At 74.3% G+C, this 21,899-nt stretch carries 17 protein-coding genes; 7 read left to right on the top strand and 10 right to left on the bottom strand.

All coding sequences use genetic code 11. The features are described from left to right. Nucleotides 1-53: 53 nt before the first annotated feature. Nucleotides 54-2,099: a HelD family protein gene (locus tag IE142_RS07725; RefSeq protein WP_191884966.1), complete on the bottom strand. Its 2,046-nt coding sequence runs from the start codon at nt 2,097-2,099 to the stop codon at nt 54-56. A 301-nt stretch (nt 2,100-2,400) separates the two neighbouring features. On the opposite strand from IE142_RS07725, the gene IE142_RS07720 reads away from it, so the two are divergent. Continuing rightward, nucleotides 2,401-2,586, top strand: coding sequence for a hypothetical protein (locus IE142_RS07720; RefSeq protein ID WP_191884965.1), 186 nt, complete (start codon nt 2,401-2,403; stop codon nt 2,584-2,586). A 158-nt stretch (nt 2,587-2,744) separates the two neighbouring features. Continuing rightward, nucleotides 2,745-3,134, top strand: coding sequence for a hypothetical protein (locus IE142_RS07715; protein WP_191884964.1), 390 nt, complete (start codon nt 2,745-2,747; stop codon nt 3,132-3,134). Nucleotides 3,135-3,196: 62 nt separating this feature from the next. Here IE142_RS07715 and IE142_RS07710 read toward each other — a convergent pair whose 3' ends face one another. The 3 genes from IE142_RS07710 to IE142_RS07700 form a co-directional block, all read right to left on the bottom strand. After that, nucleotides 3,197-4,840, bottom strand: coding sequence for a DNA repair helicase XPB (locus IE142_RS07710; protein ID WP_100049637.1), 1,644 nt, complete (start codon nt 4,838-4,840; stop codon nt 3,197-3,199). Between the two features lie 84 nt (nt 4,841-4,924). Next, the gene (locus tag IE142_RS07705) at nt 4,925-5,191 is read right to left on the bottom strand and encodes a hypothetical protein (protein ID WP_191885078.1); all 267 of its coding nucleotides are present in this window, start codon (nt 5,189-5,191) and stop codon (nt 4,925-4,927) included. A gap of 421 nt (nt 5,192-5,612) precedes the next feature. After that, a complete protein-coding gene (locus tag IE142_RS07700) occupies nt 5,613-8,189 on the bottom strand; it encodes a helicase C-terminal domain-containing protein (RefSeq protein WP_191884963.1) in 2,577 nt (858 codons plus the stop codon). Nucleotides 8,190-8,327: 138 nt separating this feature from the next. Between IE142_RS07700 and IE142_RS07695 the strand changes: the two genes are divergently transcribed. Together IE142_RS07695 and IE142_RS07690 are read left to right on the top strand one after the other, a co-directional pair. Continuing rightward, entirely contained in the window at nt 8,328-9,353 is a 1,026-nt protein-coding gene (locus IE142_RS07695) for a hypothetical protein (protein ID WP_191884962.1), read from the top strand. A gap of 447 nt (nt 9,354-9,800) precedes the next feature. Continuing rightward, complete coding sequence (locus tag IE142_RS07690; RefSeq protein WP_191884961.1) at nt 9,801-10,457, top strand: HAD family hydrolase; 657 nt, start codon at nt 9,801-9,803, stop codon at nt 10,455-10,457. Here the strand turns inward: IE142_RS07690 and IE142_RS07685 are convergent. After that, nucleotides 10,412-10,684 carry a hypothetical protein gene (locus IE142_RS07685; protein ID WP_043381701.1) on the bottom strand — a complete coding sequence of 91 codons (273 nt, stop codon included), beginning with the start codon at nt 10,682-10,684 and terminating at the stop codon, nt 10,412-10,414. The two genes, IE142_RS07690 and IE142_RS07685, sit on opposite strands and share 46 nt — an antisense overlap. Nucleotides 10,685-10,845: 161 nt before the next feature. Between IE142_RS07685 and IE142_RS37485 the strand changes: the two genes are divergently transcribed. After that, the gene (locus IE142_RS37485; RefSeq protein WP_073729623.1) at nt 10,846-11,229 is read left to right on the top strand and encodes a cold-shock protein; all 384 of its coding nucleotides are present in this window, start codon (nt 10,846-10,848) and stop codon (nt 11,227-11,229) included. Nucleotides 11,230-11,240: 11 nt separating this feature from the next. Here the strand turns inward: IE142_RS37485 and IE142_RS07675 are convergent, their stop codons facing one another. Genes IE142_RS07675 through IE142_RS07660 form a run of 4 tightly spaced genes read right to left on the bottom strand, consistent with a single transcriptional unit; the run spans nt 11,241 to nt 14,812 of the window. Beyond that, complete coding sequence (locus IE142_RS07675; protein WP_191884960.1) at nt 11,241-12,104, bottom strand: 1,4-dihydroxy-6-naphtoate synthase; 864 nt, start codon at nt 12,102-12,104, stop codon at nt 11,241-11,243. Beyond that, a complete protein-coding gene (locus IE142_RS07670) occupies nt 12,094-12,801 on the bottom strand; it encodes a futalosine hydrolase (protein ID WP_229830227.1) in 708 nt (235 codons plus the stop codon). The genes IE142_RS07675 and IE142_RS07670 overlap by 11 nt, the downstream gene beginning before the upstream one ends. An 11-nt stretch (nt 12,802-12,812) precedes the next feature. Further along, nucleotides 12,813-13,301, bottom strand: a complete 489-nt coding sequence (locus tag IE142_RS07665) for a DUF2771 domain-containing protein (protein ID WP_229830225.1) — start codon at nt 13,299-13,301, stop codon at nt 12,813-12,815. A 59-nt stretch (nt 13,302-13,360) separates the two neighbouring features. Then, entirely contained in the window at nt 13,361-14,812 is a 1,452-nt protein-coding gene (locus IE142_RS07660; protein ID WP_370466313.1) for an MFS transporter, read from the bottom strand. A 295-nt stretch (nt 14,813-15,107) separates the two neighbouring features. Between IE142_RS07660 and IE142_RS07655 the strand changes: the two genes are divergently transcribed. Beyond that, nucleotides 15,108-16,031 (top strand): DUF3027 domain-containing protein, encoded by a 924-nt coding sequence (locus IE142_RS07655; RefSeq protein ID WP_191884957.1) that lies wholly within the window; start codon nt 15,108-15,110, stop codon nt 16,029-16,031. A 212-nt stretch (nt 16,032-16,243) separates the two neighbouring features. Beyond that, nucleotides 16,244-19,366 carry a sacsin N-terminal ATP-binding-like domain-containing protein gene (locus IE142_RS07650; protein WP_191884956.1) on the top strand — a complete coding sequence of 1,041 codons (3,123 nt, stop codon included), beginning with the start codon at nt 16,244-16,246 and terminating at the stop codon, nt 19,364-19,366. A gap of 86 nt (nt 19,367-19,452) precedes the next feature. Here the strand turns inward: IE142_RS07650 and IE142_RS07645 are convergent, their stop codons facing one another. Beyond that, nucleotides 19,453-21,897, bottom strand: coding sequence for a cation-translocating P-type ATPase (locus IE142_RS07645; RefSeq protein ID WP_191884955.1), 2,445 nt, complete (start codon nt 21,895-21,897; stop codon nt 19,453-19,455). Nucleotides 21,898-21,899 lie beyond the last annotated feature (2 nt).

Below are 21,899 nucleotides of genomic sequence, written 5' to 3'. Positions count from 1 at the left end.
CAGTGCCTGAACGGCCTGGGAGGTCGCTGGGGTAGCTGTGGCGACCACCGCAACTACCCCAGCTGCGGCGGCAGCTCCGTCGCGTGCGTCACGATCAGTCCGGACACCGCACGGGTCAGGCACACGTACAGCCGCCGCAGTCCCGTCCGTTCGTCCGGTTCGCCGTCGATCACGGCCCGTGGCTCGTCCAGGACCACGTAGTCGTACTCCAGGCCCTTGGCCAGCGAGGCCGGGACCAGGGTCAGGCGGGTGGCCCGCGTCGTCTCCTCGCCGGGGCCGACGAAGCCGACCCCCGCCGCCCCGAGCGCCGACGCCAGCTCCGGCACCCGCGCGTCGGCGGCGATCAGACCCACCGACCCCTCCCGTTCCAGCAGCTCGCGGCAGGCCGCCAGCACGTCCGCCGTTCCCTCGGCCTTCTCACGGACGTCGAAGAACCCCGGGTTCTCACGGATCGACGCCACCGGCGTCAGGCCCGGTGCGATGTGCGGCAGCAGCCGGGACGCGTACGCGATGACGTCCGTCGGCACGCGGAAACCGGCCGTCAGCTCCTCGACCACGGCTCCCTGCTTGCCCAGGTGGGTGAGCGCCTCCGTCCAGCTGCGGGTCGCCCACGGCGTCGTGCCCTGCGCCAGGTCGCCCAGGACGGTCGCCGAGCCGGTGGTGCAGCGTCGGCCCACCGCGCGGTACTGCATGGGGGAGAGGTCCTGCGCCTCGTCGAGGACGACGTGCCCGAGGGAGTGGGTGCGCTCGATCAGGTCGGTGGCCTCGTCGATCAGCACGGCGTCCGCGGGCGACCACTTGGCCGACTTCACCGAGCGGGCCGGCTTCACCCACAGCACCGCCTTCTGCTCCTCCTCGGTGAGGATGCCCTCGGCGTGCTCGGCGAGGAAGTCCGCGTCGGTCAGGAGGCGCAGGACCAGCTTCGCCGGGTCGACCTGCGGCCAGGCGGTCTTCACGACCGCCTTGACGGCGGCGTTGCGCGCCACCGCGTTCTGCACCCGGTCGTCCGGCGCCTCACCGGCCCGCTCCATCTGCACCAGCACGGCGTGCGCGATCCGCTGCGGAAGGGCCTCGCGGGCGGCGCCGTAGCGGATGTCGCGGGCGAGCAGCTCGCGGACGATCTCCTCCAGCTCGTACGCCGCCACCCGCCAGCGGCGCGAGCCGCGCACCACCACGACGCCCTCGGTGGGCAGGGCGACGTGCGAGTAGAGGGCCCGCCGCAGCACCCGCGCCATCCGCGCGTCGCCCTTGGTCACCGCCGCCGTCGCCTCGTCCGCGCCGCGCACCTCGACGTGCGCCACCAGGTCGTCGACGGTGGCCTGGCGGACCGTCAGCTCGCCGAGGGCCGGGAGGACCTGCTCGATGTAGTGCAGGAACGACTTGTTCGGCCCGATCACCAGCGTCCCGGTCCGGGCCAGGCGCTCGCGGTGGGCGTAGAGGAGGTAGGCGACCCGGTGCAGGCCGACGGCGGTCTTCCCGGTGCCGGGCCCGCCCTGCACACAGACCGACCCGGACAGCCCGGCGCGCACGATGTCGTCCTGCTCGGGCTGGATGGTCGCCACGATGTCCCGCATCGGGCCGACGCGGGGCCGCTCGATCTCCCGCTGGAGCAGTTTGCTGGTTGTCGCGGCCTCGGTGGGGTCCGACAGGTGCTCGTCCTCGTACGCCGTCAGGTCGCCGCCGGTGTAGCCGAAGCGGCGGCGCAGAGCGACGTCCAGCGGGTTCTTCTTCGACGCCTGGTAGAACGGCTGCGAGACCGGCGCCCGCCAGTCGATCACCATCGGGTCGCCGTCCGCGTCGTGCACGTGCCGGCGTCCGACGTAGAAGCGCTCACCCTCCGCGCCCTCCGCCCGATCGGCGCCGGGTGCGTGCAGGTAGTCGAGCCGGCCGAAGAACAGCGGGGTCTCGCTCAGGTCGGCGAGGGCCTTGATGCGCTCCTCGATCTGGTTCTCCAGCACGGCGGCGTTGACCCAGTTCGCGGTGACGTCGGTGATGTCGAGGGACTCGACGTCCTCCCGCATGGCGCGCAGGGCGGAACGCGAGGCGGCGAGGTGGGAGCGCTCCTCGGCGAGGGGGTCGTCGTGGACGGGCGTGGACAAGGGGGTGCCTCCGGATGACCTGCGGTGTGGTGGGCGCGGTTCCGCGCGCGGTGGGCCGGCCGGTTTCCGTCCGGTCGGCGGCGCTCCGTGGGGAGGCGGGCAAGAGCGGAGATTCTAGGGGAGCGGCGGCGGCGCGGGCCAACGGTTTTTCCGTGCCCCGCCGTTCCGCCCCGTCCGCCCCCTAGGGGATCGCGTACTCCGCTCTGGGGTATGCGCTCCCTCCACGGTCGTAGCGGCAGGCGGCGGGGGTTCGGCCCGCAGACCGATGCCGGTCGGGGGCGGGCAGTCGCACCATGGAGACATGAGCGCAGCAACCATCTCCCCCGCCCCGGGACCGGGCCGCGCGTCCGGTGCCACGCCCGTGGCCGGCAGCCACCGGCACCGGCTCGGTGACGCTCTGCGCGCCGTGCGGGTGTTCACGGGCGCCGCCTTCGACGTCGTCATCCTCGGCGAGTACGGCGAGGAGGCAGGCGTCCGCCGCCGGTGACGCCGCGTCCCTCGCCGGTGACTCCGCGTCCCTCGCCGGTGGCGCCCGCGTCCACCGGTGGCGCCGCGCCCGCCGCCGCGCGGAGTGAGTAGGCACGCATACCGGTCTGAGTACGCACGCCGGTGCGCGGGGCACGCCCGCGCGGCTTGACTTGCCGCATGAACCCACAGCGCCCCACGGCATGGCCGGCGTACCCTGCCGCCCGGCGGAACCCACGGGAGCAGCGGGACCGCACGGCGTGGATCGCACCGACCGTCGCCACCGTGCTCCTTACGGTTCTGGTACCGGCGGCCGCGTTCCTCGGCCTGCTGTCGGTCATGGCGACCGACAGCTGCGGCACCGACTGCTCGCGGGCGCTGACGACCTCGCTGACGCTGATCCACGGGACCCTGTTCTTCGGCGCCTTCCTCACCCACGGAGCCTGGGTCACCGCCTGGGCGCTGCCCTGGACCCGGCGCTGGTCCGCCCTGCGGATCTGGACGGCCGCGCTGTCGCTGCTGCCGCCGGTGTTCGTCCTGATCCTGGTGTTCACCCTCCCCGGGGCCTGATCGACCAGCTCGACGAACCGTCCCCGGGGCCCGGCCGGACCTGACCCGGCCGGGGTGTCCGCTCAGCTCTCCGTCAGCAGCTCGTCCGCGTCCACGATCCGGTACGCGTACCCCTGCTCCGCCAGGAAGCGCTGGCGGTGGGCGGCGAAGTCCTGGTCGAGGGTGTCGCGGGCGACGACCGAGTAGAAGTGCGCCTGGTGACCGTCGGCCTTCGGGCGAAGCACCCGGCCGAGCCGCTGAGCCTCCTCCTGCCGGGACCCGAAGGTGCCCGACACCTGGATCGCGACCGTCGCCTCCGGCAGGTCGATGGAGAAGTTCGCGACCTTCGAGACGACCAGGACGCTGATCTCGCCCTGCCGGAAGGACTCGAAGAGCTTCTCCCGCTGGGCGTTGGAGGTGTCGCCCTTGATCACCGGTGCGCCCAGGTGCTCGCCCAGTTCGTCGAGCTGGTCGATGTACTGGCCGATGACGAGGATCTGCTGCCCGGCGAAGCGACGCACGATCGCCTCGGTGACCTTGCGCTTGGTGTCGGTCGTCGCGCAGAAGCGGTACTTCTCCTCCGCCTCGGCGGTGGCGTACGCGAGCCGCTCGGAGTCGGTGAGGTTGACCCGGACCTCCACGCAGTCGGCGGGCGCGATGTAGCCCTGCGCCTCGATCTCCTTCCAGGGCGCGTCGAAACGCTTCGGCCCGATGAGGGAGAACACGTCCGACTCGCGGCCGTCCTCGCGGACGAGGGTCGCGGTCAGGCCGAGGCGGCGGCGCGCCTGGAGGTCGGCGGTGAACTTGAACACCGGCGCCGGCAGCAGGTGCACCTCGTCGTAGACGATCAGTCCCCAGTCGCGGGAGTCGAACAGCTCCAGGTGCGGGTACACGCCCTTCCGCCGCGTCGTCAGAACCTGGTACGTGGCGATCGTGACCGGCCGGATCTCCTTCTTCGTGCCGCTGTACTCGCCGATCTCGTCCTCGGTCAGCGACGTGCGCTTGACCAGCTCGTGCTTCCACTGCCGGGCGGAGACCGTGTTGGTGACCAGGATCAGCGTCGTCGACTTCGCCTGCGCCATGGAACCGGCACCGACCAGCGTCTTGCCCGCGCCGCAGGGGAGCACGACGACACCGCTGCCGCCGTGCCAGAAGTTCTCCACGGCCTGCTTCTGGTACGGACGCAGCGCCCAGCCGTCCTCGGCCAGCTCGATCGGGTGCGCCTCGCCGTCGACGTACCCGGCCAGGTCCTCGGCGGGCCAGCCGAGCTTCAGCAGCGTCTGCTTGATCTGGCCGCGCTCGGAGGGGTGCACGGCCACCGTGTCGGGGTCGATGCGGGCGCCGACCAGCGGCGCGATCCGCTTCGACTTCAGCACCTCCTCCAGCACCGGCCGGTCGGTGGTGGTCAGGACCAGCCCGTGCGCCGGGTGCTTGGAGAGGGTGAGGCGGCCGTAGCGGTCCATCGTCTCGGCGATGTCGACGAGCAGTGCGTGCGGCACCGGGTAGCGGCTGTACTCGACGAGCGCGTCGACGACCTGTTCGGCGTCGTGGCCCGCCGCCCGCGCGTTCCACAGGCCCAGCGGGGTCACCCGGTAGGTGTGGATGTGTTCCGGCGCGCGCTCCAGTTCGGCGAACGGCGCGATGGCCCGACGGCAGTCGCCGGCCTGCTCGTGGTCGACCTCGAGGAGCAGGGTCTTGTCGGACTGGACGATGAGCGGACCATTCACGGGCGGCACCCTTTCGCGTGCGTACGGCCGACAGCGACTCGACGGATCGGCCAAACGTCCAGTGTGCCTGATCGCGCGGCCGGGCTACCTGCAACTGATGTTGCCGATCAGGGGGCCTTCGATGGTGACCCCCTCCGTGACCGGGGACTCCACGCCGGTGGGCGGCAGCGGCAGGGGAAGTGCGGCGGCCTTGGGAGCGAGCGCGCCGAACAGCGCGGCGGCGGTGATCAGGGCGGCGACGGAGACGGCCACGGCGGAGCGGGCGGCGGAGCGCGCCGTGTCGTGCGCCGTGTCGTGTGCGCTGTCGTGTGCGGTGGTGTCGTGGTCCGGATCGCGGAGCTCGGAGCGCATGAGGTGCCTTTCGGGAGACCGGGAGAACCGGGAGAACGCGGGAGAACCGCGGGGAGGGGCTAGGAGCGGACCGGGCCCAGGGGGGCTGGGACCCGGCCCGCCGGCACGGGACGTACCCGAACGAAGGGGTCAGGAGGCGATCAGAGGGTCAGACCTCCGCCGAGGTCGATGCCGACCGCGGCGGCCTCGGCGGCGAACGCCGCGATCAGCGTGGCGGTGGAGGTCAGGACGGTGGCGACTCGACGTACGGCACGCATCGGATGATTCCTTTCGCGTTCGGTGAGCAGGACACCCGGTGGCTGCCCGACCGCCGAAAAATCGATGCGGAATATGAAAAAAGCTCCCTCGCAGGTGCTAATCACCCGGCGTGGCGTGCATGATCCCGCCGTTACCCCCGAAAGAAGGGCGCACCGGGGCGCGTTCAGGGCGCGTCGTCGGCCAGTTCGGCCACGCCGGTGATCCGGTGCAGCGGATACGTGCGCACCTCGTCCGCCGTGTGGTCGTACGCCGTCACGAAGCCGCCCTCCACCCGGATCGGGGCGATGACGCGCTGGCTGGCGGCGCCCTCCGCGTTCACGTAGCCGATCCACAGCGCCTCGCCGGTCAGCACGGCCGCCTGCACGGTGGCGAGAGTCTCGGCGGCACTCGTGCGGGGCAGCTCGCCGCCCACCGCCGGGCCGCCGTCCGCACCGTCCGCGTGCCCCGGTTTGCGCGGGGCCGTGGAGGCCAGGTCACCGGCCCGGATGGCACGGATCGCGGCCGTCAGCAGCGTGTCGTCGGGGACCGGCGGGCCGTCCGGAACGGGCTCCGGCGCCGCCCGCGGCGGCGTGCGGCGGGCGTCGGCGCGGGCGATCAGCACATCGCCCGCGGCGGACTCCGCGGCCGGCGCGAACCCCATCGCGCGCAGCCCGTCCAGCAGCGCCGCCGGGTCGGTCTGCGCGGCCAGCACGGTCGGTGCGAGGCGGCGCAGACCGAGGCCCGTGGCCCGCTTGTCGGCGAGGATCTCGTCCAGCGTCGCGTCGTCGTCGCAGCGCACGTACGCCGAGGCCGCGCCCACCCGCAGCCGCCCGTGCCGGCGGGCCACGTCGTCGATCAGGTAGGTGAGCGGCTGCGGTACCGGCGTACGCGAGTGCCGGGACAGGAAGGCGTGCAGGTCGGCGGCGGTCCGGCCGGCGTCCAGCGCGCGGCGCACCGAGCCCGGCGTGAACCGGTAGACGGTCGCCCCGCCCTTCGACTCCACGTCCGCGAGCACCCCCAGCACGTCGGCCAGCTCCCGCTCCAGAGGCCCCGGCGCCACCGCCGTCAGGTCGGCCTGGAGCAGCACGTGGTCCAGCGGCTCGGGGAACAGCGGTGCGAGCAGCCGGGCCGCGGCCGCGGTGGCGGCGCCCCGTTCGGCGGGGGTCACGGGGGCGGGCGCGAGGGGCGCGCGGTGGTGGTGCACGGGGAGCTTGTCGCCGGGGCCCACGGGCTCCGGCTGAGCCGCCGGGTGCGCGGGCTCCGGCGCGCCGATCAGCGCCCGGCCGGGCGCCGCCAGCGCTCCTCGCCCGGTGACGCCCAGCAGCTCGGCCTCGGTCAGCGTCCACCGGGCGAGCCGGCTGCGCAGGTCGTCCTCCCGCTGCTCCCCCTGCTCCCGCTGCGGCCCGCGCAGGGGCCGCTCCCAGCGCAGCCTGGCCAGCACCGACTCCGCGTCGGGCGCGGCACCCTCGGGCAGCCCCGCCAGCAGGGCCAGCACCCGGTGCCGTACCTCCGGCGCCGCCGAACGGTCCAGGTTCGGCCCGAGCGCCGAGAGCGTGCGGTCCTTCGCGTCCCGCCCGCCGACCAGCCCCGAGGTGCGGGTGGCCGTCAGCCACGACTCGGCCAGCCGCGCCCAGCGCTCGGCGGGCGGCAGCTCGCGCCACTCGTCGTACGCCGGGGTCGCCGCGTACCGCTCGTCGGCCTCCCCGTCGGAGGCGACCAGTCCGGCCGCGTAGGCCAGCTCGACCCAGAAGGCGGCGACCGGCTCGGGCACGTCCAGGGCGACGGCCGTCCGCTTGAGGTCGCGCACGCTCAGCCCGCCGGCCCGCAGCACCGCCGGGCCGCCCTCGTCCCACTCCTTCAGCAGCTCCTCGACGGTCGCCAGCGCCGCCAGCGCCTGCCCGGCCGCGGTGGCGTCCACCACCTGTGGACGGTGCGTGGCCGCCGCCTCCACCGGCGGCGGCACCGGCTCGGGCGTACGGTGTGCCCGTCCCGCGCGCAGGTGCAGGGCGACCTCCCGGGGCAGGACGACGGTGCCGGGAGCCGTCGGCAGCAGCAGACCCCGGTCCAGCAGCGCCCGCAGGTGCGGCGCCGGATCGTGGGTGACCTGACCGTACGGCGGGCCCCACACCAGGCGGTCCAGCACTTCCCGGGACTCCCCGGGCAGCGCGGCCAGGAGCGCCGCCGTCCGCGTCCGGTCGGCGAACAGCTCGCCGAGCGCGGACACCGCGGAGACGGAGTCGTGGGTCGAGGCGAGACCGACCGCGGCGAGGATCTCCTGGATCCGCCCCGGCGACATCCCCGCCGTCGCCTCCCGCACGGTGGGGCCGAGCCCCGTCGGCGAGGGGTGCTGCGGGGAGGGCGCGAGCAGCTCGCGGGCGGTGCGCACCAGCCGCAGCCGGTCGTCGGCGCCCCACACCAGGGCCTGTTCGCGCAGCAGGGCCACGGCCCGGGGCAGGGCGGCGGTGACGGCCGGGTCCCCCTCGTCACCGGCCATGAGCCCGAGCAGCTCCTCGTACGGCGCCGGGTCCGCCGCCACCGCCAGCGCCTGAGCCGTCTGCAGCGCGAACCGGTCCAGCCGCTCCAGGGCCCGGACGACCGATGCGCGGGTGCCGGCGCGGGTGGCGAGCTGCGTGAGATCCGTGGGGACGGGGGTGACGAGGTCGGGACGGCTGCGCAGGAGGGCGGCCAGCGAGACGTCGTCCCTGACGCGGAGCGCCTCCGCGAGGGACCGGGGGGCCGCGGACTTCTCCTCGGTGCTCATCCGGCCCACGTTAGCGGGTGGGTATGACGGTGGGGTGGCGCGTGGACCGGTGAGGTGTGCGGTGGTGTCCACCGCGCACGGGAGGATTCGGTACCTTCGTCCGACGGGGTACCACAACACACCGCCCCGGAGGGGTCTGTGGGGATCGAGAGCGACCAGGTCGTCTTCGAGTATCTGAGCCGCGTCGGCGACGTGGCCCAGCAGCGGCAGCTGCCGTCGGCCACCCGCATGCGGCTGGTGTCGGAGCTGCGCAACGAGATCGACCGCAGCCGGGCGAAGACCACCGTGGACAGTCCCGCCGCCGTGCGCCGCATCCTGGACCGGCTGGGCAGCCCCGACGACGTCGTGGACGCGGCGGGCGGTACGAGCGGTGACCGCCGGCCGCCGGTGCCGCCGCCCACCGCCGTGCCCGAACAGCCGGACGGCGGGCCGCGCGAGAAGGAGAAGCGCAGGGGGCTGCGCCGCGCCGTCCCGCGCCCCACCGCGTCCGAGGCCGCACCGGCCCCCTCCCCGGCATCCACCGCCTCCCCGCCGCACCTGGCGGGCGCCCACGAGCTGGGCGACAGCGCGGCGCGGCGCGACTGGTGGCGGGTGGACAGCGGTCCGTACGGGGGGATCGGCGACCAGGCACCCGGGTTCGTCGGCGGGGTGGAGATCCCGGACCTGCTCAAGCCCCCGCCGGGGGAGCGGGACGAGGCCGAGCGGAAGGAACGGGAGCAGCGGGCCGCCGAGAAGACCGAGACGGTGGAGGAGGCCGCCGAGCCGGTCGCCGCGGAGACGGTCGCGGTCCGGCGCCGCCGACTGCCCCGCCTGTGGCCCGAAGGCGGCTGGAACAACCCCCTGCTGCTCCTGGCCGCCGCCCTGCTGATCGCCGGTGCCGTCTTGGGCAGCCTGATCCCGATGGGCCTGGGCTGGCTGATCGCCTACCTCTCCCGGCGCCTGACGCCCGCCCAGTCGAAGTGGGCCGTGCTGGGCCTGCCCGGCACGGTCGCCGCCGCCGGGGCCGTCTGGCTGTGGGGCCGCACGGAGGGCCGCTGGGGCGACCCCATCGCCGAGGGCCAGATGAACGACGTGGTCGCCGAGACCTGGCCCTGGGTCCTGCGCACCGCGGCCGTGGCCACGGCCCTGTACCTCCTGTGGCGGGCCCGTCGGCCACGGGGCTGAGCGGTGGGACGCGGTGCCCGGACGGCGCGGCGGCGGACGGCGGGCCGTCTCCCGGCGGGCCGGCGCCGGCCCGCCGGGAGGCACGCGCTTCGCCGCCCCGGGCCACGCGGGCGGCGAGCGGCGGTACGACCCGGCCGGGGAGCGACAGCACCCATCGGGCGCCCCGGCGCGCCCGGCCTGGCCCCGGGCCGGGGCCCGGCAGCTCTCCCACCGACGTGAGCCCGTCCCGCGCCTGCCGCCCGTTCGGCCCGCCCGGCACCGGGCTACCGCCCGGCAGGCCCCGTCGGCTCGCCCGGCCCGGGCGTACCGTCCCCTCTGACCGCACCGGCTCCCCCGGCACCGGCTACCGCCCGGCACCGGCGCACCGTCCAACCGCCCGCACCGGCTTGCCCGGCACCGGCGCACCGCCCCGACGGCCCCGTCGGCCCGCCCGGCACAATGGAGCCCATGGCCTCCACGACCCGCCCCGCGCCCACCGTCGGCTTCGATCTCGACATGACGCTGATCGACTCGCGCCCCGGCATCCGCGCCTGCTACGTGGCGCTGACCGAACGGACCGGGACGTACGTCGACGCCGACCTGGCCGTCACCCGGCTCGGGCCGCCGCTGGCCGAGGAGCTGGCGCACTGGTTCCCGGCCGAGGAGATCGAGGCCGTCGCCGACCTGTACCGGGAGATGTACCCGACGTACGCGGTCGCCGCCACGCCCGCGCTGCCCGGCGCCCGCGAGGCCGTCGCCGCCGTCCGCGAGGCGGGCGGGCGGGCGATCGTCGTCACCGCCAAGTACGAGCCGAACGCCAAGCTGCACCTGGCGCACCTCGGCATCGAGCCGGACGCCGTGATCGGCGACCTGTGGGCCGAGCAGAAGGCCGTGGCGCTGCGCGAGCACGGCGCGGACGTGTACGTCGGCGACCACCTCGGCGACGTCCGCGGCGCCCGCGCCGCGGACGCCCGCTCCGTGGCCGTGGCCAGCGGCCCGTGCAGCGCCGAGGAACTGCGCGCGGCCGGTGCCGACGTGGTCCTCGGCGACCTGACGGAGTTCCCGGAGTGGCTCGCTGACTACCGCGCGGCCGGCGCCGACGGGGCGGACGCCGCCCGGGCCTGACGCCGGCCCGCCGCGATCGACTGGAAGACCCCGGCGCCGGCGATGAGGAAGCCCACTCCCATCAGCATGCTCAGCACGAACATGTAGGTGGGGAACGGTGTCGTGCCCAGCAGCAGCGGGGCCACCGTGACCAGAGTGGCCACGGTGCCGATGAGGAAGACGATCGCTCCGGCGCGGATCAGTCGGTCACCGGGCCCGGCGGAATTCGTTTGGGTTTTGTCACGCACCCGACCAGGGTAGTTCCCAGCCCTGAGGAACAGCCGGGGGACGTCTTGTCACCGGGCTGAAGACCATTAGCCTGGGTACCGGCGGGTCGGACGACCCGCCCAAGTGCTATCAAGAGCCGTTTCCGAGCAGTTTCCCGACGAGTACGAGGACGAGGACAGACGTGCCTACCGGCAAGGTCAAGTGGTTCAACAGCGAGAAGGGCTTCGGCTTCCTCTCCCGCGACGACGGCGGTGACGTCTTCGTGCATTCCTCGGTCCTCCCCGCCGGAGTCGAGGCACTGAAGCCGGGGCAGCGAGTGGAGTTCGGCGTGGTCGCCGGGCAGCGCGGTGACCAGGCACTCTCCCTCACCCTGCTGGACCCGGCCCCGTCGGTCGCGGCCGCCCAGCGAAAGAAGCCCGACGAGCTGGCGTCGATCGTCCAGGACCTGACGACCCTCCTGGAGAACATCACCCCGATGCTGGAGCGCGGCCGCTACCCCGACAAGACCGCCGGCAAGAAGATCGCCGGCCTGCTGCGGGCGGTCGCCGACCAGTTGGACGTCTGACCGCCTCGCCCTTACGGGAACGCCAGCGCGTCCGGGCCGAGGGCCGGTACCAGGCCCTCGGCCGCCGCGCGGGTCAGCAGGCCCCGGATCGCCGCGTAGCCGTCCTCGCCGAGGTCGGCCGTGAACTCGTTGACGTACAGCCCGATGTGCTGGTCGGCGACGGCCGGGTCCATTTCCTGCGCGTGCTCCATCACGTACGGCCGGGACACCTCCGGGTCGTCCCAGGCGGCCCGGACCGAGGCGCGCACGGACTCGGCCAGCCGCGTCAGCGTCGCCTCGCCCAGCGACCGCTTGGCGATGATCGCGCCGAGCGGGATCGGCAGCCCGGTGGTCTGCTCCCAATGCTCGCCCATGTCGGCGAGCTTGTGCAGCCCGTAGTTCTGGAACGTGAAGCGCGCCTCGTGGATCACGAGCCCCGCGTCGACCTTCCCGTCCCGCACCGCCGGCATGATCTCGTGGAACGGCATGACGACGATCTCGCCGACCCCGCCGGACACGGTGTCCGCGGCCCAGAGGCGGAAGAGCAGGTACGCGGTCGACGTCTCGCTCGGCACGGCGACCGTACGGCCCCGCAGGTCCGTGTCCGCCTCCCTGGTCAGCACCAGCGGCCCGCAGCCCCGGCCCAGCGCGCCGCCGCAGGGCAGCAGGGCGTACTCGCCGAGGACGTACGGCAGCACGGCGTACGACACCTTCAGCACGTCGAACTCGCCGCGCTCGGCCATGCCGTTGGTGACGTCGATGTCCGCGAACGTCACGTCGAGCGCGGGGGCGCCCGGGACGCGGCCGTGGGCCAGGGCGTCGAAGACGAAGGTGTCGTTGGGGCAGGGGGAGTACGCGATCCGAAGCGGCTCGGTCCGCAAGGGCTCAGTCGTCATGTGGGTTCCAACTCGTGAGGACGGGTGCGAGCTTCCCGAAGGCTTCCGTCAGGGCCGCCAGCGCGTCGCCGATGCGCCAGGCGGCACGGTCGCGCGGGCCGACCGGGTTGGAGACCGCGCGCAGTTCCAGCACGGGCGCCCCGTGCGCGGCGGCGGCCTCGGCGACGCCGAAGCCCTCCATGCCCTCGGCCAGGGCGCGCGGGTGGCGGGAGCGCAGCAGCGCGGCGCGTTCGGCGGTACCGGTGACGGTGGACCCCGTCAGGACGGTGCCGGGGCGGGCGCCGGTCGCGGCGGCGACGGCGGCGACGAGAGCGGCGGGCGGGTGGTGGGTGACGGTGCCGAAGCCGAGTTCGGTCACCGGCAGGAAGCCGTCGGCCGTCTCGGCGCCCAGGTCGGCGGCGGTGATCTCGTCGGCGACGACGAGCGAGCCGAGGGGCGCGTCAGGTGCGAAGCCCCCGCCGATGCCGGCCGAGACGACCAGCCCGTAGGGGGCGCCGTCGAGCGTCGCGGCGGTGAGGGCGGCGGCGGTGGAGGCGGCGGCGAGGGCGGGGCCGACACCGGCCGCCAGGAGGTCCCATCCCTCCGGGAGGCGCCGCAGCGTCACCCCGGGGCGGGGCACCTCGGCGCCCGGATCCGGGAACGCCCGAGCCACCGCGTCCCGTTCGACGGGGACCGCGGTGGCCACGAGGACGCGCACGGGGGACGTGGTCAGTCGTCCTTCTTCAGCCGGAAGGACCACAGACCCGTGGCCTCCTGACTGTCGTCCTTGCCGTCGCCGACCTTGATGGTGACGAGCGTCGAGTCGCCCTGGGCGCCGTACTGGGCGTTGAAGAACACGCTGCCCGGCACGGTGCGGTAGGTGTTGTCCGTGTCGTCGGTCAGCTGCTGACCGTTCATCAGGATCGTCCAGCGCTCGTCCGCGACCTCCGGGTCCACGCCGAAGCGGACGGTGTCGTCGGGGTTGACCGTGATGGAGTCGACGTCGTCGTTCTGGAGGCACTTCTGGATCTCGGCGGTCTCCAGGGTCTTGCCCTCGCCGCCACAGGTGGCCTCGGAGCTGACCGAGTCGCTCCCGACCGTGACCGTCGACATCGGGGTCGGCTGGTCGCAGGCGGACAGCAGGAGCAGTCCGGCGGATACGGCGCCGGCGGCGGCGACGGCGCGGCGGCGTCGCACAGCGGATTGCAACGTGGTCATGGTGCGAAGGCTATACGGCGCCCCCGGCCCGCCCCCCACCTGGGTACGGCGTGGCGTGATCACGCCACCCTCGCCCGGCCCGGCCCCTTGTGCCGGGCCGAGTCGGTCAGCCCCCGTACGGTCGTCAGCCACCCGGCGGCGATGATCGCCGCTCCCACCGCGAGGCCCAGCGTGCCGTTGAGCGGCAGCACGATGCCGACCGCCCCGCCCAGCACCCAGGACACCTGGAGCAGCGTCTCCGAACGCGCGAACGCCGAGGTGCGGACCTGCTCCGGGACGTCCCGCTGGATCAGCGCGTCCAGCGACAGCTTGGCCAGCGCCTGCGCGAACCCGGCGACCGCCGCCAGGCACGCCACCAGCACCGTGGTGAAGAACACCGCGGCGATGATCCCCGTACCCAGCACCACCGCGACCACGGTCACGATGATGATCTCCGGGGCCCGCGACCGCAGCCACGCCCCGACCGCCGTGCCCAGCGCGTTGCCCGCGCCCGCCGCGACCCCCACGATGCCCAGCGACACGGCCGCGCTCTGCCCGGACAGCGGATGCACCCGCAGCAGGAAGGCCAGGAAGAAGATCAGGAAGCCGGACAGGCAGCGGATCGCGGCGTTGGCGGCCAGCGCGTGGGTCACCGCCGGGCCCACCGTGCGCAGCCCGGGACGCTTGACGGGCTTGCGGTGCGGGCCGTGCAGGTGCCGTTCGTCGGCGGCGAGCAGCGCCCGGTCCTCGCCCCGCGCCGAGTCCACCTTCCGCGGCAGCGTGAACGACAGCACCGTTCCCGCCACGAAGATCACGAAGGCGCCGTACAGCGGCCAGCGCGGCCCCACCGCCTGCAGCCCCGCAGCGATCGGTGCGGCCACCCCGGTGGCGAGCAGCCCGCACAGCGTGACCCGCGAGTTCGCCTTCACCAGGGAGAACCGGGGCGGCAGCAGCCGCGGCACCACCGCGCTTCTGACCACGCCGTACGCCTTCGAGGCGACCAGCACGCCGAGCGCCGCCGGATACAGCTCGATGCCGCCGCTGATGACGGCCCCGGACAGCACCAGCGCGAGCAGCGCCCGCGCGCCCATCGCGGCCGCCATCGCCGCGCGCCGGCCGTGCGGCAACCGGTCCAGGAGCGGGCCGATCACCGGCGCGAGGAGCGTGAACGGCGCCATGGTGATGGCCAGGTAGAGCGCGACCCGCCCGCGCGCCTCGTCGGTCGGCACGGAGAAGAAGACGGTGGAGGCGAGGGCGACGGTGATCATCACGTCACCGGCGCCGTTCACGCCGTGCAGCTCGATCAGCTTGCCGAGGCCGGACTCGCCGGCGCCGTGCGCGTGCGTCGCCTTCCGGATGCCGCGCGCCGTTCCGGTCACCGGCAGGCGCAGCGCCCGGCCGACCGCACGGAACCGGGAGCCGGGACCGCGCCCCCGGCTCCCGCCCTTGAACTCCGTACGTGCGGCTGCCACCCCGTCATAGTGCCCCGGAAGCCGGGGCTGTAGCGTCGATACGGCACGTATGGCGGCCATCGAGTCGGGTGACGGCGGTGCCGCCGCCGGGCCGGCGCGACCGGGGAACGTCAGGCCGTACCCCGCCGAAACTCCCGTCGGTGTAGGCCCAGCGCACATGAGCAGGTAGCGTGCGTAGCGCGCCGTGGCGAACGTTCTCGGCCGCGCGCCTCACGGGCATCCCGCAGAATGGATGACGTAGGTGCGCCCGAGCGCGATCGGGCGCGGACGTCGACGCGGTCCACAGGTCCGCTCCGTCCGCCCCTCGCAGGCAGGGGCGCACTCGTGAGACGGCGTATGGAGAGAAGCGATACCTGTGAGCGCAGCGACAACGCGAAGCCGCACCCCTGACCGCCTGTGCGCCGAGGCGGTCGACCTCGCCCGCTCCGCCGCCGAGGAGGCCGCCGCACCCGGCGTCGTCGGCGAGCACGAGGGCATGGTGTCCGAGGGCGACCGGGTCGTCACCCACCACTTCGCCTGCAAGGAGCTCGGCTACCGCGGCTGGCGATGGGCCGTCACCGTGGCCCGCGCCTCCCGCGCCAAGATCGTCACGGTGGACGAGGCGGTGCTGCTGCCCGGCCCGGACGCCCTCCTCGCCCCCGAGTGGGTGCCGTGGAGCGAGCGGCTGCGCCCCGGCGACATGGGCCCCGGCGACCTGCTGCCCACCGACGCGGACGACCTGCGGCTGGAGCCCGGCTGGACCGGCGAGGACGAGCCGCCGCCGAACTCGGCCGTCTCCCACGAGATGGCCGACCTGGTGGAGGCGGAGGACGCCGAGCTCACGGCCGGACCGCCCGCCGAACTGTCGGCGGTCCCGGCCCGCGGCACGATCTCCGCGGTCGCCGAGGAACTGGGCCTGCGCCGCTCCCGGGTGCTGTCCCGCTACGGGCTGCACGTCGCCGCCGACCGCTGGGAGGAGTCCTTCGGGCCGAAGACCGCGATGGCCCAGGCGGCTCCCGCATCCTGCGTGAGCTGTGGCTTCCTGGCGCGGATCGGCGGGTCGCTGGGGCAGGCCTTCGGGGTGTGCGCCAACGAGTTCTCCCCGGCCGACGGGCGGGTCGTGTCGCTGGCCTACGGGTGCGGCGGGCACTCCGAGGCCGCGGTGATGCCGAAGCCGCCGCGGGTGGCTCCGCCGGTGATCGACGAGACGCGGGTCGATCCGTTCCCGCTGCGGCCGGCGGCGGACTCCGGGTCGGTGTCCGTGGCCGAGGACGAAGCGGCGGATCTCGGGCACTCGTAAGGTTCGGGGCGTTTCGCGTCCGCGGGTGCGGGTGCGGGTGCGGGTGCGGGTGTGTCGCGACTCGTGTCCCCGGGGCCGCGCCCCGGACCCCCTTTCGGCCTCGACGGCCTAGTCCTCGAACGCCGGACGGGCTGAAGTGCCCTGACCGGCGTCGGATCGGCGAGGGCGGGACCTCGCGGTACCTTCGTGGTCCGTCGATGAGGAGAGTCACCGTGAGCATGTTCGTGCGGCCTGCTGTCGAGGGCGCGGATCCGTTCGGTACGGCACGTCTGCGGCGCGGGGTGCTGGACGCCTGGGCGACGAGCCCGGCCAGGTTCCGTGAGGACGCCAACGCGGAGGAGGACCTCGTCCTCGGCGGCTACCGCGACCGGCTGGTCGTGGAGCTGGCGCAGAACGCCGCCGACGCCGCCGCCCGGGCCGGGGCGCCCGGCCGCTTCCGGCTGACCCTGCGAGACGGTGTCCTCGTCGCCGCCAACACCGGCGCCCCGCTGGACGCGGCCGGCGTCGAGTCGCTGTCCACGCTGCGCGCCTCCGCCAAGCGGGACGCCGGTCAGGGCGCCGTCGGCCGGTTCGGGGTCGGCTTCGCCGCCGTCCTCGCGGTCACCGACGAGCCCGCCGTCGTCGGCCGGCACGGCGGGGTGCGCTGGTCGCTGGCCGAGGCGCGGGGACTGGCCGGCGACACCGCCCTGCACAGCCCCGGCCTGGGCGACGAGATCCGGCGGCGCGACGGACACGTCCCGCTGCTGCGGCTGCCGTTCCCCGCCGAGGGCAGCGCCCCGAGCCCGTACGACACGGCCGTCATCCTCCCGCTGCGCGACACGGCCGCAGCCGACCTCGCCGAACGGCTCCTGCACGACGTCGACGACGCACTGCTCCTCGCCCTGCCGGGGCTGGAGGAGGTCGTGGTGGAGGTCGGGGACGAGACGCGCACGCTCGCCCGCCGCGCCGAGGGTCCGTTGACGGTTGTCGAGGACTCCCGGGAGGGCACCACCCGCTGGCGCACCTCCGTCGCGCACGGCCCGCTCACTCCCGACCTCCTCGCCGACCGGCCGGTCGAGGAGCGGCTGCGCCCCCACTGGTCGGTGACCTGGGCGGTGCCCGTGGACGCCGACGGCGGCCCCGAACGCCCCCGCACCAGCCCCGTCCTGCACGCGCCCACGCCCAGCGACGAACCCCTCGGCGTGCCCGCGCTGCTCATCGCGTCCTTCCCGCTGGACTCCACCCGCCGGCACGCCGCGCGCGGCCCGCTGACCGACTTCCTGGCCGAGCGGGCGGCGGACGCCTACGCCGGACTGCTCGCCGACTGGAGCCCGGTCGCCGCCGGCCTCATCGACCTCGTGCCCGGCCCGCTGGGCAAGGGCGAGCTGGACGGCGCGCTGCGGCAGGCGATCCTCGAACGGCTGCCCCGCACCGCCTTCCTGCCGCCCGCCGCCGCACCGCGCGAGGACGAACCCGACCTGCCCGAGTCCCTGCGCCCCCGCGACGCCGAGGTGGTGGAGGGTGCGGGCGCCGGCACCGTGCGGGTCCTGGCCGAGGTGCTGCCGACGCTGCTGCCCGCCGGTCTCGAGCGCCGAGTGGAGCTGCGCACGCTCGGGGTGGCGCGGGTGCCGCTGACCGACGCGATCGACCGGCTGGCCGGCCTGGAGAAGGCCCCCGCGTGGTGGCGGCGGCTCTACGACAGTCTCGCCGGGGTCGACCCCGACCGGCTGTCGGGGCTGCCCGTGCCGCTCGCGGACGGACGCACGACCATCGGCCCCCGGCAGGTGCTGCTGCCCTCACCGGACGCAGCCTCCCTGGACGCGGAGGTCCTCACCCGCCTCGGCCTGAAGGTCGCCCACCCGGACGCCGCGCACCCGCTCCTGGAGAAGCTCGGCGCCCTCCCCGCCACCCCGCGCGCCGTGCTCACCACCCCGCAGGTGAGGGCCGCCGTCGCCGCCTCCCTTGACGACGAGGGCGGCACCAACTGGGAGGAGGACACCCTCGACGCCGACGACCTGGCCGAGACCGTCCTCGGACTGGTGCGCGACGCCGGACTGGAGCCCGGTGACGAGCCCTGGCTGGGCGCCCTCGCCCTTCCCGACGAGGACGGCGAACTCTCCCCGGCCGGTGAACTCGTCTTCCCCGGCGGCCCCTTCGCCCGGGTCATGCGCGAGGACGAACTCGCCGCCGTGGACGCGGAACTGGCCGAGAGGTGGGGCCCGGACCCGCTGGCCGCCTGCGGTGTCCTCGTCACCTTCGCCCTGGTCCGCGCCACCGACGTAGTCCTCGATCCGGACGAACTGGAGCCTCGCGAAGGGGACTTCGCCGAACCGGACGACGCGGGGCTGCTGGACGCCGTGGACGTGTGGAGCGAGGACGTCCTCGACCGCTTCCCCGACAGCCCGGTCCCGCCGGTCGCCACCGAGATCGTCGCCGTGCGCGACCTGGACCTCGTGGACGACGGCCGCTGGCCCGAGGCCCTCGCCCTGCTGTCCCGGCCGCCGCTGCGGGACGCGCTGGTCCAGCCGGTGCGCATCCTCCTGCACGACGGCACCCACGAGGTCGTACGGCCCTACACCGCGTGGTGGCTGCGCGGGCACCCGGTGCTCGGCGGACGCCGCCCGGCCGGACTGCGCGCGGCCGGCGGCGACCCGCTGCTGCGCGGCCTGTACGACGAGGCCGACGCGTCCGGCTTCGAGGACGAGCAGGTGCTGCGGGCGCTGGGTGTGCGCACCTCGGTGGCCGCCCTGCTCGACGAACCCGGTGGCGCGGCCGAGCTGCTGGACCGCCTCGCCGACCCCGACCGCCCGGTCACGGCCGCCCAGCTGCACGCCCTGTACGGTGCGCTGGCCGACCTGGATCCGGAGCAGGTCACGCTGCCGGACGAGGTGCGGGCCGTGGTCGACGGGCGGGTGGAGGTGGTGGACGCCGCCGACGCGGTGGTCGTCGACTCGCCTGACCTGCTGCCCTTCACGTCCGGTGTGCCGCTGCTGCCGGTCCGGCCGGCCCGGGCGGCCGAGCTGGCGGAGCTGTTCCAGGTGCGGCGGCTGAGCGAGTCCGTCACCGGTGCGGTGGACTCCGAGGGCACCGAGCACGCCGTGCCGGAGCCGGTGCGGGTGCTGCTCGGGGCACGGACCCCGGCGTCGTACGTCGAGCACGAGGAACTGGTCGTCGACGGCGTGGAGATCGACTGGCGGGTCACGGACGACGGTGTGCTGCACGCGGCGACGCTGGAGGGGGTGGCGGCGGGGCTGGCCTGGGCGGCGGGGCAGTGGCCGCGGCGGTTCGAGGTCGCGGCGCTCCTGGAGGACTCCTCGCGCACGGAGGAGTTGGCGCGGGACCGCTGGTTCGACTAGGTGTCCTTTTTCGTGTGAGCACTTGGTGCGGTTATGTCATCGGGGCGCTCAACTGAGCGCCCCGATGACAACAGGGGTCGAAGTGCTCACGCTTTCCCGGCGACAGTCCCCTGCGACGGGACCTCCGGCTGGGTGTTCTGCCCGGGGAGGCGGCGGTCGACCCACCGCCACGCCAGCTCCAGGACCGCCGCCGCCGTCACGGCGATACCGACGGCGGCCCACGGCATCGTCACGCCCACGAGCTTGAGCGCGAAGAAGTCCTGCAGCCACGGCACCGCCAGCACCACCACGAAGCCCAGTCCCATCGCCGCCACCAGCAGCACCCGCCACCACGTGTACGGGCGGGCGATGATCGCCAGCACCCACATCGACACCAGGAACAGTGTCAGCGTCGCCGCGCTGGTCTCCGCGTCCAGCGCGCCCGGACCGGAGTAGTGCTGCCGGGCCACGAGGTACGTCGTGAAGGTCGCCACCGCGGCCACCACCCCGCCCGGGATCGCGTACCGCATCACGCGCCGCACGAAGTGCGGTTTGGCCCGTTCCGTGTTCGGGGCGAGGGCCAGGAAGAAGGCCGGGACGCCGATGGTGAGAGTGGAGAGCAGGGTCAGGTGGCGGGGCAGGAACGGGTACTCGACCTGCGAGCAGACCACGAGGATCGCCAGCAGCACCGAGTACACGGTCTTCACCAGGAACAGGGTCGCGACCCGCGTGATGTTGCCGATGACGCGGCGTCCCTCGGCCACCACCGACGGCAGCGTGGCGAAGCTGTTGTTCAGCAGCACGATCTGCGCGACCGCCCGCGTGGCCTCCGAACCGGACCCCATCGCCACGCCGATGTCGGCGTCCTTGAGCGCCAGGACGTCGTTGACGCCGTCGCCGGTCATCGCGACCGTGTGCCCGCGTGACTGGAGGGCGCCCACCATGTCCCGCTTCTGCTGCGGGCCGACCCGCCCGAACACCGTGCCCTCGTCCAGGGCGCCCGCCATCTCCTCCCGGTCGGCGGGCAGTCGGCGCGCGTCGACGGTCGCGCCGGACAGTCCGAGCTTGGCGGCCACCGCGCCGACCGACACCGCGTTGTCGCCGGAGATGACCTTGGCGCGGACGTCCTGGTCGGCGAAGTAGCGCAGGGTGTCGGCGGCGTCCGGGCGCAGCCGCTGCTCCAGGACGACCAGGGCCGTGGGCGTCACTTCCCGGGCCACCTCGGGGGCGTCGAGGTCCCGCCGGGCGCGGGCCAGCAACAGCACCCGCAGGCCCTGCTCGTTGAGCCGCCCGGTCTCGGCGAGGGCGGGGTCGTCGTCCGCCAGCAGTACGTCGGGCGCGCCCAGCAGCCACGTGCTGGAGACGCCGTCGCCCTCGCTGAAGGCGGCGCCGCTGTACTTGCGGGCGGAGGAGAAGGGCAGCGACTCGGTGCAGCGCCAGTCCTCGGGGGCCGGGTACGCCGCGATCACGGCCTGGAGGGAGGCGTTCGGGCGCGGGTCGGACTCGCCGAGGGCGCCGAGCACCGTACGCACGTAGTCCTCGTCGGCGCCGTCGAGCGGGCGGAGTTCGGTGACGTCCATGCCGCCCTCGGTGAGGGTGCCGGTCTTGTCCAGGCAGACCGTGTCGACACGGGCCAGGCCCTCGATGGCGGGCAGCTCCTGGACGAGGCACTGCTTGCGGCCGAGCCGGATGACGCCGATCGCGAAGGCGACGGAGGTCAGCAGGACCAGGCCCTCCGGGACCATGGGCACGATGCCGCCGACGGTCCGGGCGATCGAGTCGTCCAGCTCGTTGTCCTTGGCGAGCAACTGGCTGAGGATCAGGCCGATCGCGGTCGGCACCATCATCCAGATGACGTACTTCAGGATCGTGGAGATGCCGGAACGCAGCTCGGACTGGACCAGGGTGAAGCGGGACGCCTCCTCGGCGAGCTGTGCGGCGTACGCCTCGCGGCCCACCTTGGTCGCCCGGAACGCACCGCCGCCCGCGACCACGAAGCTGCCGGACATGACCCGGTCCCCGGGCCGCTTGACGACCGGGTCGGCCTCGCCGGTCAGCAGCGACTCGTCGATCTCCAGCCCGTCCGACTCGACGCACACCCCGTCGACCACGGCCTTGTCTCCGGGGCCGATCTCGATGACGTCGTCCAGCACGATCTCCGAGGTGCTGATCTCGGCGGCCGTCCCGTCCCGGCGCACGGTCGGCCGGACCTCGCCGATCAGGGCCAGGGAGTCCAGCGTCTTCTTCGCCCGCCACTCCTGGACGATGCCGATGCCGGTGTTGGCGAGGATCACGAAGCCGAACAGGCTGTCCTGGATCGGCGCGACGATCAGCATGATCACCCAGAGCACGCCGATGATCGCGTTGAAGCGGGTGAAGACGTTGGCGCGGACGATGTCGGTCAGCGACCGGCTGCTGCGCACGGGCACGTCGTTGACCTGGCCGCGCGCCACCCGTTCGGCGACCCCGGCCGCCGTCAGGCCGGTCGCCGGGGTCGGGGCGTGCGCGGGGTGCGCCAAGTCGAGTCGGTCGTCCGCGTCGAGATGCGTCATGC

The sequence above is a fragment of the Streptomyces mutabilis genome (assembly GCF_014649815.1).
GTDB lineage: Bacteria > Actinomycetota > Actinomycetes > Streptomycetales > Streptomycetaceae > Streptomyces > Streptomyces mutabilis.
The sequence above is the reverse complement of the archived record's forward strand: the minus strand, read 5'-3'. Positions and strand labels throughout refer to the sequence as shown.

Bases quoted from the DNA above. Each gene is read 5' to 3' on its own strand.
- IE142_RS07720 (WP_191884965.1), top strand. From the start codon at position 2,401: ATGAGCGCAGCAACCATCTCCCCCGCCCCGGGACCGGGCCGCGCGTCC.
- IE142_RS07715 (WP_191884964.1), top strand. From the start codon at position 2,745: ATGAACCCACAGCGCCCCACGGCATGGCCGGCGTACCCTGCCGCCCGG.
- IE142_RS07705 (WP_191885078.1), bottom strand. From the start codon at position 5,191: ATGCGCTCCGAGCTCCGCGATCCGGACCACGACACCACCGCACACGAC.
- IE142_RS07700 (WP_191884963.1), bottom strand. From the start codon at position 8,189: ATGAGCACCGAGGAGAAGTCCGCGGCCCCCCGGTCCCTCGCGGAGGCG.
- IE142_RS07690 (WP_191884961.1), top strand. From the start codon at position 9,801: ATGGCCTCCACGACCCGCCCCGCGCCCACCGTCGGCTTCGATCTCGAC.
- IE142_RS07675 (WP_191884960.1), bottom strand. From the start codon at position 12,104: ATGACGACTGAGCCCTTGCGGACCGAGCCGCTTCGGATCGCGTACTCC.
- IE142_RS07665 (WP_229830225.1), bottom strand. From the start codon at position 13,301: ATGACCACGTTGCAATCCGCTGTGCGACGCCGCCGCGCCGTCGCCGCC.
- IE142_RS07660 (WP_370466313.1), bottom strand. From the start codon at position 14,812: ATGGCCGCCATACGTGCCGTATCGACGCTACAGCCCCGGCTTCCGGGG.
- IE142_RS07645 (WP_191884955.1), bottom strand. From the start codon at position 21,897: ATGACGCATCTCGACGCGGACGACCGACTCGACTTGGCGCACCCCGCG.